We start from the raw sequence: 14887 nt of genomic DNA on the forward strand, positions 1-14887 counted from the left end.
ACCTTTCTACTGCTCTGCTGCGGGAGAACTGCCGGATTGGTGCGGTGGTCAGGGCTGGATCACGCCACGTCCGCGTTCCCAGTGGTAGAACTGCTGGGCCGAGGCCTGGTGCACTGAGCCCCATTTGCCTTCGAAGGGGAGGATGTACTCGTCGAGATCCCTGCTGATCTGCTGGAAGAGCGGGTTTCCGTGATGCTTCTCCAGACCCTCTGAAATCGGGCGGTCCGCCTCCACGAGGTGGATGTAGACGTCGCGGATGGTGTAGAGCCTGCGACGCTGCACGCCGATGAGAGCGGGGAGTTCCGTGCTGTCGGACTCGGAGAAGAGTCGCGCGATCTTCCCCTCGGAACCGGGCACGAAATTGGTGACGATCAGGCTGGTGAACATGCGTTCCCCTCCACTTCGACTATTCCGGGAGGCCGATGGTGTACTCGAAGGTGTTCTCATGGCGGACCGTCCCGTCCGCCTGCACCGACTGCGCGAAGTGCCGGTCGAAGACGCGGTGCACGGTCGCCTCGTCATGGAGGGCGATCGCTCCCTGGATGAGCTGTGTCGCCGCCAGCGCCCGCCAGGCGATGTCGATGTTGGGATAGACGAAGGGGCACGCGACCTTGCCGGCGTCCGTCAGCCGCAGGCCGGCCCCGCGCATCGCCGCCCGCACCTGCTCGGGACGGTTCGCGGACTTGGCGTGCGCGCCCTGGGGCGCCGCCGGATACAGGTCGCGCACCGCCAGCAGGAAGGCGGTGGTCTGGCACTGCTCCACCTCGCCCCAGCCGCCGATCGCGATCCGTCCACCGGACCGGACGACGCGGACGAACTCCTTGATCGCGCGGACCGGATCGGCCGCGTACCGCAACGCGTTGAAGGACATGACGACGTCGAAGACCTCTGCCGCGAACGGCAAGTCCTCCAGATCTCCGAGCGGCAGGTCGGTGCCGTGCGGGAGACGGCGGGCCGCGACCTCCAGCAGGTCGGCCGAGACGTCGGTGCCGGAGACCTTCGCCCCGCGGCCGAGCGCGAGGGCCAGGCCGAGGCCGGAGCCGCAGCCGACGTCCAGGAGCCGCGTGCCCTCGCCGACCGCCAGCGCGTCGAGGGTCGCCTCGATCAGTCCGCGTGTCTGGTCCTCCTGGAACGAGGCCCAGGAGTCGGCGTTCCAGCCCCACGGGGCCTCGCGGGCACCGGCCGCGCCGGTCACCGGTCGCTCCGGGCGTGCGCGGCGCTCTCGACGCGCTCCTTGATCAGCGGCATCTGGACCTTGGTGCCGGCGTTGAGCCGGGCCTCCATCGCGGCGTCGTCGACCGGCGCCTCGGGCCGCATGTGGAAGTCCTGGATCCACGTCATCCGGACACCACCGGACGGGACGGCCTCATAGGACCAGTTGATGTGCATGTACTCGAAGGGCCCCGGCGGCAGGCGATGCGCGCGCACCGTCCGGGTCTCGACGTCGGGAGTGCGTTCGGAGACCCAGCTCCACACGTTCCCGTCCTCGTCCGGATGCATGGTCAGCCGGAAGCGGACGGTGTCGCCCTCGCGCGTCAGGATCTCCGCGGCCGAGTATTCGCTGAACAGGTCGGGCCACGATTCGACGTCATTGGTCATCTCCCACACGAGGTCGAACGGGGCGTCGATGACGATGCTGTTCTCGACATGGCCGGGCATGGTCACCCCTTTCAGGTGATCGGGACTTCGGCGGCTCGCTGGTTCACGAGATCTATCGCCTGCCGCGGGGTCTGGAGTTCGGCGACTTCCTCGTCCGCCAGCTCGACGCCGAATTCCCGTTTGATGAGCGCGGACATCTCAAGAATCGCAAGGGAGTCGTAGCCGAGTTCGGAGAACTCCTCGTCGAGAATGTCTTCGGAGAAGTCCATGTGCTCGTCCCCACCGCCGGACGCGCGCAACAGTCGTTCGAGGTCATCGACGGTGAATTGACGCATGGTCGGCTCCTTCGCTGGGCTGCGGCGCACGGGCGTGCGCCGCGTCGGGTGCCGTCACGACGACCGCGGCGTTGAAGCCGCCGAATCCCCGGGCGAGCACCAGGACGGTCCGTACCGCGAGGCGACGCGGATGGTCGAGCACGAGGTCGAGACGGCCGTCCGCGGCGGGCCGGCCGATCCCGACGGTGGGCGGCACGACGCCGTCCCGAACGGCCAGCAGGGCACTGACCAGGTCGAGAGCCGCACCGCCCGCGTACAGCCGGCCGGTCATCGTCTTGGGGGCGGTCACCGGCACCCCGTACGGCTCGAAGAGCGCGGTCAGCGCCGCCGCCTCGATCCGGTCGAGCTCCCGCACCCCGGCCGCGTCGGCGAAGACGACGTCGACGTCGCCCGGGGCGCGGCCGGCGTCGGCCAGTGCGAGCTCGGCGGCCCGGCGCAGCCCCGGCTCCCGGCCGGAATCGGGGCGCGGATCGAAGGTCGCCGCGTAACCGGCGACGGTGCCGTACTGCCGCGCGCCGCGCTCGGCGGCCGCCGCCGCGTCCTCCACGACCAGGATCGCGCCGCCCTCGCCGGGCACGAAACCGGCGGTGTCGGCGGCGAACGGCCGGTAGGCGCGCGCCGGGTCGTCGCCCTGGTAGAGGCGGCCGGCGGCGAGCTGCGCGGTGAGCCCGTACGGGCACAGCGACGCGTCGGTGCCGCCGGTCAGCGCCGCCCGCGCCCCGTCCCGTATCAGCCGGCGGGCCTGGCCGACGGCGTCCAGGGCCCCGGCCTGCTCGGCGCAGATGACCCCGCAGGGACCCCGCATGCCGTGTCGGATGGAGACCTGGCCGGTGGTCGCCGCGTAGAACCAGGCGATGGACTGGTAGGCGCCCACATGGTCCGGACCGTTCCGCCACAGCCGTTCGATCTCGCGCTGGCCGAACTCGGTGCCGCCCGACGAACTCGCGACGACCACCGCCCGCTCGTACTCCGGCACTGCCGCCATGTCCAGGCCGGCGTCCGCCAGCGCCATGTCGGAGGCGGCCAGCCCGAACTGGGTGAACAGGTCGGTCTGCACGGCCACCCGGCTGCCGACCCGCTCCTTCGCGTGGAAGCCGTGGACCTGGCCGGCCAGCCTCGTCCTGTAGCGGTCGGGGGCGAAGCGGTCGATCCGCCCGATGGACCGGCGGCCGGCGAGCAGGGTCCGCCAGAACGCCTCCGTGTCGTCACCGCCAGGGGCGATCACCCCGAGCCCGGTGACGACGACCGTGCCCGTCATGTGGTGCCGCCCTTGGCCAGCAGCATCGCCGACTGGAACCCGCCGAACCCGCTGCCCACGCTGAGGACGACCTCCATCGCGTGGTCCCGGGCGCTCAGCGGGACGTAGTCCAGGTCGCACTCCGGGTCCGGGGTGTGCAGGTTGGCGGTGGGCGGAACGACCTGCTGCTCCAGGGCCAGCGCGCTGGCCGCGATCTCGATCGAGCCGATCGCGCCCAGCGAATGGCCGATCATCGACTTGACGGAGCTGACCGGGACCTCGTAGGCGCGGGCGCCCAGGCTCCGCTTGAAGGCGGCCGTCTCGTGCCGGTCGTTCTGCTTGGTACCGGACCCGTGGGCGTTGATGTAGCCGATGTCGTCCGGGCCGATCCGGGCGAGATCCATGGCGGCGCGGATCGCCTCCGCCATCTCGCGGCCGTCCGGCTTCAGGCCGGTCATGTGGAAGGCGTTGCTGCGGCTGGCGAAGCCGATGATCTCGGCGTAGACGCGGGCGCTGCGCCGCCGCGCGTCGTCGAGCCGTTCGAGGACCAAGACCGCCGCCCCCTCGCCGAGCACGAACCCGTGGCGGTCGAGGTCGAACGGCCGGGACGCGCCGGCCGGATCGTCGTTGTCCGGCGAGGTCGCCTTGATCGCGTCGAAGCACGCCGAGGTGATCGGTGAGATCGGCGCCTCGGCGGCCCCGGCCACCATGACGTCGGCCGAGCCCTCCTGCAGCAGCCGTACCGCGTGCCCGACCGCGTCGAGGCCGGCCGTGCACCCGGTCGAGATCAGCGCGACGGGCCCCTCGGCCCCGCACACGCCCGCCGTCTCGGCCGCGATCGTGCTGGGCACCATGTAGTCGTAGGCGTGCGGCACCGCGTAGGCCGGGTCGACGAGCCACTCCCGTCCCCCGTCACTGAGGACGACGTACTCCTCCTCCAGCCGCATGGTGCAGCCCACGGCGCTGCCGATGCTCACGCCGATCCGCTCCGGCGGCACCGCGGCGAGATCGAGGCCGCTGTCGCCGAGAGCGTCGCGGGTACAGACGACGGCGAACTGCGCCACCCGGTCCATGCGCCGGATCTCGCGCGGGCTCAGCCCCTCCTGGCGAGGGTCGAACTCGCATTCCGCCGCGATCCTGGACCGGAAGCCCGAGGCGTCGAAGAGCGAGATCTCCCGGGTCGCGGTGCGGCCTGCCGTGAGCAGTTCCCAGAACCCCTTGACACCGAGGCCCCCCGGGGCCACCACCCCCATCCCGGTGATGGCGACCGGCGTCCTGCGGGGCCGCCCGACCCTCACGCCGAACCGCCGATCTCGGGGTGCGGCTCGACCGCGGCGGGCACCTGCTCGGTGTCGACATGGCCGAGCTCGGGTCTGGGTGCGAGCGGGCTGAGATGGAACACCGCGACGGCCCGCGTCCCGGCGCGGTTCGTGACCCGGTGCCGCATCCCGATGGGGACCATCAGCCCTTCGCCGGTCCGCAGGACGATCTCCTGGCTGCCGTCCAGCAGGACCAGCAGCTCGCCCTCGCTGACGTAGACGAACTCCTCGGAGTAGGGGTGGTAGTGCTCGGCGACGAACTCGCCGGCCCCCAGGGTCAGCACTCCGAAGAAGCCCGACGTCGCGCCGGCGGTCTTCGGGCTGAGCAGAACCCGGATCTCCCCGCCGCGGCGCCGGTTCACCGCGACATCGTCGATCGCGACCTTGGCGATGGTCACAGCGCCCACCCTGTGCTCCTTAGTGCGGTCCGTCCGGCTGCCCCGGCTTCGCAGCCTCATCGTGGGAGGACGCGATAGCGGCTTTGTCGAGCGGCGCTAGCCGTGGCGGGTGGGCCGAAGGATCCATTCGCGGCCCGGACGGCCGTCAACGGCGGTCGCGCGAACGCGCGGAGGGCCTCCGAGCGAGGCGTGAGCGGCCGAACACCAGTTGGGCGCTAGAGCGCCGCGAGAAACTGTTGCGACGGTCACGGACAGCGAAGTCCGCGACCGAGGGAGCCATCACGATGGGCCGCTCCGGGAAACTATCCGTCTTCCTCGTACAACAAGGCATCTGGGATATGCCGCTCGAATCGATGCCGCTCGCCTCCGGCTATCTGAAGGCCGCGGCACTCGCCGACGCGACGGTCCGCGAATCCGCCGAGATCACGATCTTCAACTACCGCGGCGGCACGACGCTCACCCAGATGGCCAACGACATCTTCACCGACGGACCGCCGGACGTTCTCGCGTGCTCGGTGCTGGGGTGGAACTACCGCACCTTCGGGGCGCTGGCCGAGACCTTCAGGCAGCTCAACCCCGAAGGCTGGGTGGTCTTCGGCGGCACGCACGTCGCGAACCAGGGCGAACGCTCGTTCGCGATGTTCCCCGCGGTCGACGTCATCGTCAACGGCGAGGGCGAGCTGGCGTTCCGTGAGCTGCTGACCCAGCGGCTCGCCGGAGGGTCCCCGCGCGATCTGGGGAACGTCAAGGGGATCTCCTTCCGGGACCGCCTCGGCGCCGTGGTCACCACGGATCCCCGGGATCGGATCGACGACCTCGACATCATCCCCTCCCCCGCCCTCTCCGGCGCCGTCGAACTCACCAGACCCGACGGCTCCTTCCGCTACGACGTCGCGCTGATGGAGACCAACCGCGGCTGCCCGTACAAGTGCTCCTTCTGCTACTGGGGCGGCGCGGTCGGCCAGCGGATCCGGGCGTTCTCCCGCGAACGGCTCCGCCGGGAACTGGAGCTGTACGCCAGCCTGAAGGTCCACACGATCTGCCTGTGCGACGCGAACTTCGGGCTGATGCCGATCGACGAGGAATTCGTCGACGACGTCATCGAGATCCGCGAACGCACCGGCTATCCGCGCGCCCTTGAGAGCTCCTGGGCGAAGAACAAGTCGAAGGTCTTCTACAGCATCGTCCGGAAGATGAAGGACGCCGGGCTGCGCAGCTCGTTCACGCTGGCCCTGCAGACACTGAACGACGAGACCCTGCGGCTGATGAACCGGAAGAACATGAAGGTCAACGAGTGGGAGGACCTGGTCGCCTGGCTCGGCGCCGAGGAGCTCGAATGCTACGCCGAGCTGATCTGGGGCGCCCCCGGCGAGACGGTCGAGACCTTCCTGGCCGGCTATGACCGCCTGTCGCAGTACGTCTCGCGGATCGCGGTCTACCCGATCCTGCTCCTGCCCAATACCGAGTACACCGAGAAGCGCGAGCAGTTCGGCATCGTGTCGGTGCGCGGCGACAACGACGACTTCGAATACGTGCTCGCGCACAACACCATGACGATGGCCGACAACCAGCGGATGCAGCGGTTCCTGTTCTGGAGCCGGGTACTGGCCGACGCCGCGGTGCTCCGCCACACCTGGATCGGGCTGCGCGGACTGGCCGAGCTCACCCAGTCCCAGGTGCTGCGCAACCTGGACGAGTGGATCTCCAGCACCGACGACGAGGCCGCGGTCCCGCTCCAGGGCATGGTGGGGATCGGCACCGAGACGCCGGGCGCGGCGATCGACTACCTGTACCGCGAGCCGGACGCCAAGCGGATGCTCGAGCGCTGGTGGACCGAGTCGATCGAGCCGCTGCTGCCCGCCGACCGGTTGCCGGTCGTGCGGGAGATCTTCCGCTACGACCTGCTCACCCAGCCGATCTACCGCATGGAGGACGGGCGGACGCCCGCCGAGGTGACCCCGATCCGCGTGGGCGCCGACGAGTACGCGGTGCGCGCCGACATCGCCCTCGAGTACGACGTCCCGGCGATCCTGTCCCGGCTCCGCGCCAAGGAGGAGCCTGACCTGCGGCCTGCCAGGACCTCCGTCGACCTCTACTACCGGCTCGGCGTGGAGCAGTTCACCACCACGACGAACAGCGAGGAGATCGTGCACTTCATGGGCCGGCCGAAGACCGACCTGTTCACCGACGAGGAATTCCGGCCGGAGCGCGGCGACGGCCCGTACACCACCCTCCTGCGCGACAGCAGTTGCGGCTGAGGCCGTTCCGGATCGACCAGCCACGAGCGAGAGGACGCGTTCGCCATGCCCGACGACCCCGCGGCCAAGGCCGACATCCCCGACCCGATCATGATCATGCTCACCGGCGGCCTGTTCACCCATGTCGGCTACGCCCTGGCCCGGCTGGGCGTCGCCGACGAGATGTCGGACGCGCCGAGTGACGTGACGAGCCTGGCGGAGAAGGTGTCCGCGCATCCGGACGCGCTGCTGCAACTCCTGCGCACCGGCGTGTACCTCGGCGTCTTCACCGAATCCCCGGGCCGGCACTTCGCGCTGACGGCGGCCGGCCGGCAGTTGCGCGAGGACGCCCCGCAGTCCCGCAAGGCCTCGCTCATCCGCAGCGTCGAGCGGAACGGACCGATCATGAGCGAGATCATGCACACCGTGCGGACCGGGCTTCCCGCGTACGAGAAGGTGCACGGCACGCCCTTCTTCAACCGGCCCGAGGACAAGTATCAGCTCCACATCGGAGGCTCCCCGCACGTCCGGGAGATGATGAGCCGGTACGGGTTCCCGGCGGAAGGCACGGTCGTCGACGTCGCCGGCGGGTACGGCTACGTGCTCACAGGCATCCTGCGCGACCACCCCGCACTGCGCGGCGTGCTGTTCGACCAGCCGCACGCGATCAAGCTCGCCGAAGAGCTGATCGACGAGGACGTGGCCGACCGCTGCGAGCTGGTCGGCGGCAGCTTCTTCGACTCCATCCCGACCGGCGGCGACGTCTACCTGGTCACCCGAACCCTGCACAACTGGAGCGACGAGGCGACGCTCACCGTCCTGAAGAACATCCGCGCGGCCATGCCCGACTCAGCGCGCCTGCTCGTCGCCGAGCGGCTCATGGAACCGGACTTCCGGAGGCGTGCCGCGATGACGGTGTACCTCGACTTCTACATGCTCCTGCTCAACGGCGGCCGGGAGCGCACCGAGGAGGAGTACCGGGACCTTCTCGAACGGTCCGGCTTCCGGGTCAGCGGCGTGCACCCCTCCACCGCGCCGCCGGAGACGCCCGCCGAGGGCCTCCTGGAAGCCGTCCCCGTCTGAACCGGCGGCGCCATGACCAGCGAGATGCCCAGGAGACCGCGCGCACCCTTCATGATCCCGCCGAACGAGCTGCCGGAGGAACTGGGGACACCCGGCCCGCCGCGCCGGGTCAGCGTGGCGGGCAAGGCCGTCTGGATCCTGTCCCGCTACGCGGACGTCCGGGCGTGCCTGGCGGACGGGTCCTTCAGCCACGCGACGACCTGGGCGGTCGAGAACGGCTTCCCCCCGCCGGCCGGGGGGCTGTTCACCAACACGGTCCTGGGGACCGAACCACCCGAGCACACCCGGCTCCGGCGGCTCATCATGGGCGCGTTCACCACCCGTCGCGTCCAGGCGCTCCGGCCCCGGGTGCAGCAGATCACCGACGCTCTGCTGGACTCGTTCGCCGCGGACGGACACGCCGACCTGGTGAGGCAACTCGCCTTCCCGCTGCCCATGGCCGTCATCTGCGAACTCCTCGGCGTTCCCGCCGATGACCGGGCCGACTTCCGGCACTGGGCCGACACCATGTTCCGTCCCGGGCAGGTCTCCGCCGACGCGGCCGAGGCCGCCGACCGGCTCTGGCAGTACATCCACGGCCTCGTGTCGGCCAAGCGCGACTCCCCAGGCGACGACCTGCTCACCGGGCTCCTCGCCGCCCACGAGGACGAGGACCGGCTCACCTACGACGAGGTGGTCGCCAACGGCCGGCTGCTCTTGCACGCCGGCTACGACACCACCGCGAACTTCATCGGCAACGCGGCCCTGACGCTCCTCCGAGACCCGGCCAGGGCCGCCGCACTGCGCACGGACCCGGCCCTGCTGCGCACCGCCGTCGACGAACTGCTCAGGCACGACGGGCCGAGCCTGGTGAACATGCGCTTCGCCAATCAGGACACGACCGTCGCCGGCACGCCCATCCGCCGCGGGGATCAGATCGTCCTCGATCTCGAAGCGGCGCACAGCGACCCGTCGGTGTTCCCCGACGGCGGCGACCTGGACTTCGCACGCAGCCCCAACCCGCACCTCACCTTCGGGCACGGGCTGCATCACTGCATCGGCGCGCCGCTCGCCCGGCTCGAAGGACAGATCGCACTCAGCACGCTGTTCACCCGATTCCCCGACATCCGGCTCGCGGTCCCCGCGGAGCAGATCACTCGCCGGCCGCACTCCGCGCTGCACGGGGTGACGGGGTTGCCCGTCGTCTTCACCGCTTCGGGACCGTAACCCGACCGTGCGCCGGCACCACGTGGCGGAGTCGGCGTCCGTGCTGTTCGTGCTTCCGGGGTTGGATGGCGCAGTCGTATGGCTTCAACGGACGCGCAGACGGCATTCCATATAGGTGTGCGTCTTCTTTCGCCTGACGGCTAGCGGGCTGGAGTTAGGAGGTTCTCTGTTGTTTGGGTCAGGGTTTTGGTGAAGATTCGGGTGTAGGCGGCGCCTATTACTCGGCGGCCCTGGTAGGTGAAGTACGTGTTCGTGGACGCGTCGACCAGGACGGCCGAGCTCATGGCGGCCCAGCGTTTGGGGGGTGAGCTTTGGCGGACGGCTTCGACGCTTGCCTGGTCCACGGTGGGGACGACGAGGAAGGCCGTCGCCAGGACGCCGGTCTGTAGGCCCGGGGGTAGGCCGGTCTTGTTGGTCACCGCGTAGTCGAGGACCGCGGAGGTGTACGGGAGGGGGTTGCCGCCCTGGGCTCGTCCTATCGCGATGAAGGTGTGCAGGGACGAGAGGGTCGGCCAGTGCATGAACTTCTTGCGCGCGACGTGGGACGGGAGGCCGGCGATCGTCGCCGGTTCCAGGGTGTAGCCCTGCGCTACGAGGCGTTCCTGGATGCGCCGTGCCACCTCGTCCGGGTCCATTGCTCCTCCTTGGGGCGGTTCCTCGCCCCGTATTGAACAACTGGGCGTTCCAGAAGACAAGGTTGCTTGTGCGGTGATTAGTGGGTGTTGATCCAGGCGTTTATGTCGTTGAACGATCTGTCCGCGGTGGGGTGGAGGGGCAGGGAGTGGCCGGTGTTGGGGATGGTGTCGGCGGTCAGGGTGGGGGCGGCGGTGTAGTAGAGGGATTCGTTGGCGCGGACGTTGCCGGGGGTGCAGGTGAAGAGGGCGCCGCAGATGCTGGAGTCCTTCTCGCCGATGACGACGAGGACGGGGACGCGGACGCGGGCGGTGTCGTTCAGGAGGGGTGGGAGGACGAGGCGGGCGGCGGCGTCGGTGAGCTCGGTGGCCGCCATGACGTCCTTGTGGGCTTCGTCGTAGGCGATGACGTCGGGGTCGGCGGCGTAGTAGAAGGAGGCCGCTCGGGTGCCGGGTTCCGTGGTCAGGTAGCCGAGGTCGGCCAGGGGGAAGTGGGGGTCGAGGGCGGCGGTGTAGAAGCTGCCGATCAGGAGGGCCGCGCCGGGGGCGATGGCGGGCGGGTGGGTGATGCCGGTGACCACGAGGCGGTCGATGTCGCCGTGGTCGGCGGCCTCGGCGATGACGATCATGGAGCCGAGGGAATGGCCGATCGTGGTGATCTGGGTGAGGTTCCTGGCCCTTAGCCATTGGACGATCTGGTGGAGGACGTTGACGTCGGCGGCCACGGTGAGGGACGTGCTGGGCGGGCGGCTGCTCGATCCGGTACCGGGACGGTCGTAGGCGAAGGCGGCTCGTCCGGCGTCAGTGGTCTTCTTGACGTAGGAGTACCTGTCGTCGGGCCATTTCCAGTAGGTGGAGTTGTACGTGCCGCCGTGGACCAGGACGTCCACTCGTGTGGTGTCGTTGCTCGGCACGCACAGGGTGCCTGAGACGGTCTGGTTCGAGGGCTGGCCTGGGGCGAGGGCGACGGGGATCTTCACCGTCTCGCAGGTGCCGGGGGCGGCGTGGGCCGGTGGGGCGGGGGCCGCGGCGGCGGCCAGGGTGATCAGAATTGCGGCGATCGATTTCCACATGGCGTCTCCTGCTCGATTCGACGGCGGGATCGTAGCGCCGTTCTCCCGATGATCGGGAAATGTTGACGCTTTACGCAGAATGCCCGGCTTGTCGGAATTAATGATCGATGAGAGGGAGTTTCGATTGTCCTCTCGCGAACGCCTTTTTCGGTCTACGCTTTGAGTGCCAACGCCGCCGGGAGGGATCGTGTCGGAGATCGCGCGGTGCGGAATGGACGGAAGAGTCGGCAATCTTCCCGCGGAGATGTCGAGTTTCGTCGGACGCCGCCATGAGCTGGCCGAGATCGGGCGATCGCTGGAGAACGCGCGCCTGCTGACGGTGACCGGGGTCGGCGGGGTCGGCAAGACCCGGACGGCGCTGCGCGCGGCCGACCGGGCGCGCGACCGGTTTCCGGACGGCGTCTGGCTGACCGAACTGTCCGGTCTGGAGGACGGCGGCCTCGTCTGCCATGTCGTGGCCCAGGCGCTCGGCCTCCAGGACCAGACGGCCCGTCCGGCGGTGGACGTGCTCGTCGACTACCTGGCGGCGCGGCGCCTGCTGCTCGTCCTGGACAACTGCGAGCACGTGCTCGACGCGTGCGCGCTGCTGGCCGAGGTGCTGCTCGGCGCCGCCCCGGGCCTGCGGGTGATCGCCACGAGCAGGCAGCCGCTGGACGTGGCGGGCGAGAAGGTCCTCGTGGTGCCGCCGCTGCCGCTTCCGGACGAGCCGGAGCGTCCGTGCGACTCCGTGGAGCTGTTCGTGGAGCGTGCCGTGGCCGCCGACGCGGGGTTCGCGCTCGGCGCGGGCAACCGGGAGGCGGTCGAGCGGCTGTGCCGGAGGCTGGACGGGATCCCGCTGGCGATCGAGCTCGCGGCGGTGTGGGTGCCCGTGCTGCCGGTGGAGCGGATCGTCGAGCGGCTGGACGAGCGGTTCGCGCTCCTGGCGGACGACGACGCCGGCACGGGGCTCCCCCGGCACGGCGCGCTGCGGACGGCGATCGGATGGAGCCACGAGCTGTGCCGTCCGGCGGAGCGGCTGCTGTGGGGGCGGCTGTCGGTGTTCGCCGGGACGTTCGACGCGGACACGGCGGCGGCGGTGTGCGCCGACGACCGGCTGGCCGCCGGGGAGATCCCGGGCCTGCTCGACCGCCTCGCGGAGAAGTCGGTGCTCTCCGGAGGCCCCGCCGGGTACCGGCTGCTGGACACGCTGCGCGAGTACGGGGCGCAGTGGCTGGAGGCCGCCGGCGAGCGGGACGCGTTGCAGCGGCGGCATCTCGACCACCATCTGGCGCTGGCCGAGCGGTGCGAGGCGGCCTGGTGCGGTCCCGACCAGGTGGAGTGGTGGGGGCGGATGCAGCGCGCGCACCCCGACCTCCGGGCCGCGCTGGAGGCCGGGCTCGCCGAGCCGGCCGGGCTCGCCGAGTCCCGCCTGCGCGACGCCGGGCTCCGGCTCGCGGGCGGCCTCTACTACTTCTGGGTTCCGGCGGGGCTGATCAGTGAGGGCCGGCACTACCTCGACCGGGCTCTGGACGGCCCGGACGGTCCGGCGTCCGTGAAGGCGCTGTGGGCCTGCGCGCGCATCGCCGCGACGCAGGGCGACCTGGTGGCGGCGGAGGCGCTCACCGAGCGGTACCGCGCCCGCGTCGGGGACGGGGACGTCCTCGCGGCCGGGCACATCGGCTACCTCACCGGCGCCATCGCGATGCTGCGCGGCGACCACCGGCGGGCGCTGGATCTGCTGGAGGAGTCCGCCGAGCTGCATCGGCGGGGCGGGGACGAGGGCACCGGGCTGATGTTCGTCCTGCTGGTGCACGGGATGGTGCACTCGATGCGGGGCGAGTTCGACCGGTCGGTGAAGGTGCTGGAGGAGTGCCAGGGCCTGTGCGACCGGCACGGCGAGCGGTGGGTGCGCTCCTTCGTCGACTGCATGCTCGGGCTCGCCGAGCTGGGCCGCGGGGACGTCGCCGCCGCGGTCCGGCACGGCCGGGAGTCGCTGCGGTTCAAGACGGTGCTGTCCGACAGCCTCGGCCTCGCGCTCGCGCTGGACGTGCTCGCCGCGGCCGCGGCGGCGGGCGGCGACGGGGTCCGCGGCGCGCGGCTGCTCGGGTTCGCCGAGCACGTGTGGCGGACGTTCGGGCTGCCGCAGTTCGGCTCGCCCGACTTCGCGGCCCGGCGCGTGCGGTGCGAGCGGACGGCGCGGGCGATGCTCGGCGACGCGGCGTACGAGGCGGCGCTCCGGGAGGGACGCGAGCTGGCCATCGACCACGGCATCGACTACGCGCTCGGCACCGCGGACCCGCCACCGCCCTCCCGGCCCCCGCTTCCGCCCCCGTGACCGTTCCGGCGGTTTGGGCGCTCCCCGCGTCGTCCCGTCCCGAGCCGGAGTAGCCGATGCCCGACCGAGACCCCCGCACGGCCGTGCGGCCCGTCCATGTCCGTCCCCCTTCCCGCGCGGTGGACGACTCGTCCGAACCCGCCCGGCGGTTCGCCGCGGCCGTCGTGCCGCGGCGGGCCGACTTCGTCGCGGTGCACCTCGCGGAGGAGTCGCCGCACGCCTCCGCGGGCGGCCTGCCCGGGGCCGTGCCGCTGCGCCGGGTCGTCTCGCTGGACGTCACGGCGTCGTACCGGCTCGGCGGGCTGATGCCGCAGGGCGGCGTCCTGCGGTGGACGCCCGACAGTCCCGTGCACGTCGCGCTGGAGCGCGGCGAGACCGTCCACATCCCGCGCGTGGACGGCGCGGTCGCCGACCACCTCGCGTCGCAGCTCGGCGTGCCCGGGCTGGCCGGCGCGCTGACCGGCCGGTCGCTGCTGATGCTGCCGCTGGCGGGCGCCGGGCGGCTGTTCGGGAACGCGCTGCTCGTCGGCGAGCCGTCGCGGCCCGCGTGGACCGCGGCCGAGATCGAGATGATCGAGGAGCTGGCGGTGTGGACGGCGCGGGACGTCCGCGAGGCCCGCTGGCGGCGGCACGTGAACCGGCTGGCGTACGAGCTGTGGCGGGAGACCGGGCCGGAGCTGCCCGCGCGCACCCCGGGGCTGGAGGTGGGCTACCGCTACCTGCCGTACGAGGCGGACGGGGCGTGGCGGCTCGGCGGCGACTGGTTCGACGTGCTCAACCTGCCGGACGGGCGGACGGCGCTGTTCGTCGGGGACGTGGCGGGGCACGGGCCGGACGCGGCGGTCCGGATGGGCCAGTGCAAGGCCATGGTGCGGACGCTGGCGTCCCTCGGGCTCGCGCCGGGCGAGCTGCTGCGCCGGTTCGACCTGCTCGTCCGGGGGCTGGCCGAGGAGTACGGCGGCGACGACGAGTTCCTGGTGACGTGCGTGTACGCGGTGTACGACCCGGTGGCGCGCAAGTGCCGGGTGGCGAGCGCGGGACATGTGCCGCCGGTGCTCGTCGGACCGGACGGGCGCGGCAGGCTGCTGCGCCCGATCCGGGGGCTGCCGGTGGGCGCCGGTCCGCCCGGCGGGACGGAGGCGGCGTCCTTCCGGACGCGGACGTTCGGCGCCGTCGACGGCAGCCTCCTCGCTCTCTACACCGACGGGCTCGTCGAATGCCGGGGCCGTGACGTGGAGGAGGGGATCCGGGAGGTGGCGGCCGGGCTCGGCGGCCCGTCCGGTGATCTGGAGGGCACCTGCGACGAGGTGCTGGCCCGGCTGGGCGCCGAGCAGCGCCGCGACGACGTCACGCTGCTGCTCGCGCGGTTGACGGGCCCGCAGCGGCGGGCGCCCGTCCGGCGGGCGCGGTCCGTGACGGTGCCGCCGGCGCGGAGGATCCGGCGCGGCGAGCGG

14 protein-coding genes are annotated in these 14887 nt (G+C 71.4%); 5 read left to right on the plus strand and 9 right to left on the minus strand.

What is annotated here, in order from left to right; translation table 11 throughout:
* Window positions 1-48: 48 nt before the first annotated feature.
* From E1300_RS27065 to E1300_RS27095, 7 genes are read right to left on the minus strand one after another with little or no spacing between them, the layout of a single operon-like run.
* Entirely contained in the window at window positions 49-387 is a 339-nt protein-coding gene (locus E1300_RS27065) for a TcmI family type II polyketide cyclase (protein WP_165503023.1), read from the minus strand.
* A gap of 19 nt (window positions 388-406) precedes the next feature.
* Window positions 407-1195 carry a class I SAM-dependent methyltransferase gene (locus E1300_RS27070; protein WP_131759896.1) on the minus strand — a complete coding sequence of 263 codons (789 nt, stop codon included), beginning with the start codon at window positions 1193-1195 and terminating at the stop codon, window positions 407-409.
* Window positions 1192-1659 (minus strand): SRPBCC family protein, encoded by a 468-nt coding sequence (locus tag E1300_RS27075; protein WP_131759897.1) that lies wholly within the window; start codon window positions 1657-1659, stop codon window positions 1192-1194. The genes E1300_RS27070 and E1300_RS27075 overlap by 4 nt, the downstream gene beginning before the upstream one ends.
* A gap of 11 nt (window positions 1660-1670) precedes the next feature.
* Window positions 1671-1934 (minus strand): acyl carrier protein, encoded by a 264-nt coding sequence (locus E1300_RS27080; RefSeq protein WP_131759898.1) that lies wholly within the window; start codon window positions 1932-1934, stop codon window positions 1671-1673.
* On the minus strand, window positions 1912-3192 hold the full coding sequence (locus E1300_RS27085) for a ketosynthase chain-length factor (RefSeq protein WP_131759899.1): 1281 nt from the start codon (window positions 3190-3192) through the stop codon (window positions 1912-1914). Before E1300_RS27085 ends, E1300_RS27080 begins: the two co-directional genes overlap by 23 nt.
* A complete protein-coding gene (locus E1300_RS27090) occupies window positions 3189-4469 on the minus strand; it encodes a beta-ketoacyl-[acyl-carrier-protein] synthase family protein (RefSeq protein WP_278045388.1) in 1281 nt (426 codons plus the stop codon). Before E1300_RS27090 ends, E1300_RS27085 begins: the two co-directional genes overlap by 4 nt.
* Window positions 4466-4897: a cupin domain-containing protein gene (locus E1300_RS27095; RefSeq protein WP_242619418.1), complete on the minus strand. Its 432-nt coding sequence runs from the start codon at window positions 4895-4897 to the stop codon at window positions 4466-4468. The genes E1300_RS27090 and E1300_RS27095 overlap by 4 nt, the downstream gene beginning before the upstream one ends.
* A gap of 275 nt (window positions 4898-5172) precedes the next feature.
* Here E1300_RS27095 and E1300_RS27100 point away from each other — a divergent pair, with 275 nt between their 5' ends.
* Genes E1300_RS27100 through E1300_RS27110 form a run of 3 tightly spaced genes read left to right on the plus strand, consistent with a single transcriptional unit; the run spans window position 5173 to window position 9414 of the window.
* Entirely contained in the window at window positions 5173-7146 is a 1974-nt protein-coding gene (locus tag E1300_RS27100; protein WP_131759902.1) for a KedN5 family methylcobalamin-dependent radical SAM C-methyltransferase, read from the plus strand.
* Between the two features lie 45 nt (window positions 7147-7191).
* On the plus strand, window positions 7192-8208 hold the full coding sequence (locus tag E1300_RS27105) for a methyltransferase (protein ID WP_131759903.1): 1017 nt from the start codon (window positions 7192-7194) through the stop codon (window positions 8206-8208).
* A 24-nt stretch (window positions 8209-8232) separates the two neighbouring features.
* Window positions 8233-9414 (plus strand): cytochrome P450 family protein, encoded by a 1182-nt coding sequence (locus E1300_RS27110; RefSeq protein WP_207399976.1) that lies wholly within the window; start codon window positions 8233-8235, stop codon window positions 9412-9414.
* A gap of 140 nt (window positions 9415-9554) precedes the next feature.
* Here the strand turns inward: E1300_RS27110 and E1300_RS27115 are convergent, their stop codons facing one another.
* Window positions 9555-10049: a hypothetical protein gene (locus tag E1300_RS27115; protein ID WP_131759904.1), complete on the minus strand. Its 495-nt coding sequence runs from the start codon at window positions 10047-10049 to the stop codon at window positions 9555-9557.
* 77 nt (window positions 10050-10126) lie between these two features.
* Window positions 10127-11119 (minus strand): alpha/beta hydrolase, encoded by a 993-nt coding sequence (locus E1300_RS27120; protein WP_131759905.1) that lies wholly within the window; start codon window positions 11117-11119, stop codon window positions 10127-10129.
* A gap of 244 nt (window positions 11120-11363) precedes the next feature.
* Between E1300_RS27120 and E1300_RS27125 the strand changes: the two genes are divergently transcribed.
* Complete coding sequence (locus E1300_RS27125; RefSeq protein ID WP_131759906.1) at window positions 11364-13433, plus strand: ATP-binding protein; 2070 nt, start codon at window positions 11364-11366, stop codon at window positions 13431-13433.
* A 56-nt stretch (window positions 13434-13489) separates the two neighbouring features.
* The coding region (locus E1300_RS27130) for a PP2C family protein-serine/threonine phosphatase (protein WP_131759907.1) at window positions 13490-14887 on the plus strand (1398 nt) is incomplete at its 3' end.

This window comes from Actinomadura fibrosa (genome assembly GCF_900659615.1).
Classification (GTDB): domain Bacteria; phylum Actinomycetota; class Actinomycetes; order Streptosporangiales; family Streptosporangiaceae; genus Spirillospora; species Spirillospora fibrosa.

Excerpts from the sequence above, each read along its gene's own strand:
- E1300_RS27085 (WP_131759899.1), bottom strand. The coding sequence starts at position 3,192 with ATGACGGGCACGGTCGTCGTCACCGGGCTCGGGGTGATCGCCCCTGGC.
- E1300_RS27080 (WP_131759898.1), bottom strand. The coding sequence starts at position 1,934 with ATGCGTCAATTCACCGTCGATGACCTCGAACGACTGTTGCGCGCGTCC.
- E1300_RS27115 (WP_131759904.1), bottom strand. The coding sequence starts at position 10,049 with ATGGACCCGGACGAGGTGGCACGGCGCATCCAGGAACGCCTCGTAGCG.
- E1300_RS27120 (WP_131759905.1), bottom strand. The coding sequence starts at position 11,119 with ATGTGGAAATCGATCGCCGCAATTCTGATCACCCTGGCCGCCGCCGCG.
- E1300_RS27075 (WP_131759897.1), bottom strand. The coding sequence starts at position 1,659 with ATGCCCGGCCATGTCGAGAACAGCATCGTCATCGACGCCCCGTTCGAC.
- E1300_RS27065 (WP_165503023.1), bottom strand. The coding sequence starts at position 387 with ATGTTCACCAGCCTGATCGTCACCAATTTCGTGCCCGGTTCCGAGGGG.
- E1300_RS27110 (WP_207399976.1), top strand. The coding sequence starts at position 8,233 with ATGCCCAGGAGACCGCGCGCACCCTTCATGATCCCGCCGAACGAGCTG.
- E1300_RS27100 (WP_131759902.1), top strand. The coding sequence starts at position 5,173 with ATGGGCCGCTCCGGGAAACTATCCGTCTTCCTCGTACAACAAGGCATC.
- E1300_RS27125 (WP_131759906.1), top strand. The coding sequence starts at position 11,364 with ATGTCGAGTTTCGTCGGACGCCGCCATGAGCTGGCCGAGATCGGGCGA.
- E1300_RS27105 (WP_131759903.1), top strand. The coding sequence starts at position 7,192 with ATGCCCGACGACCCCGCGGCCAAGGCCGACATCCCCGACCCGATCATG.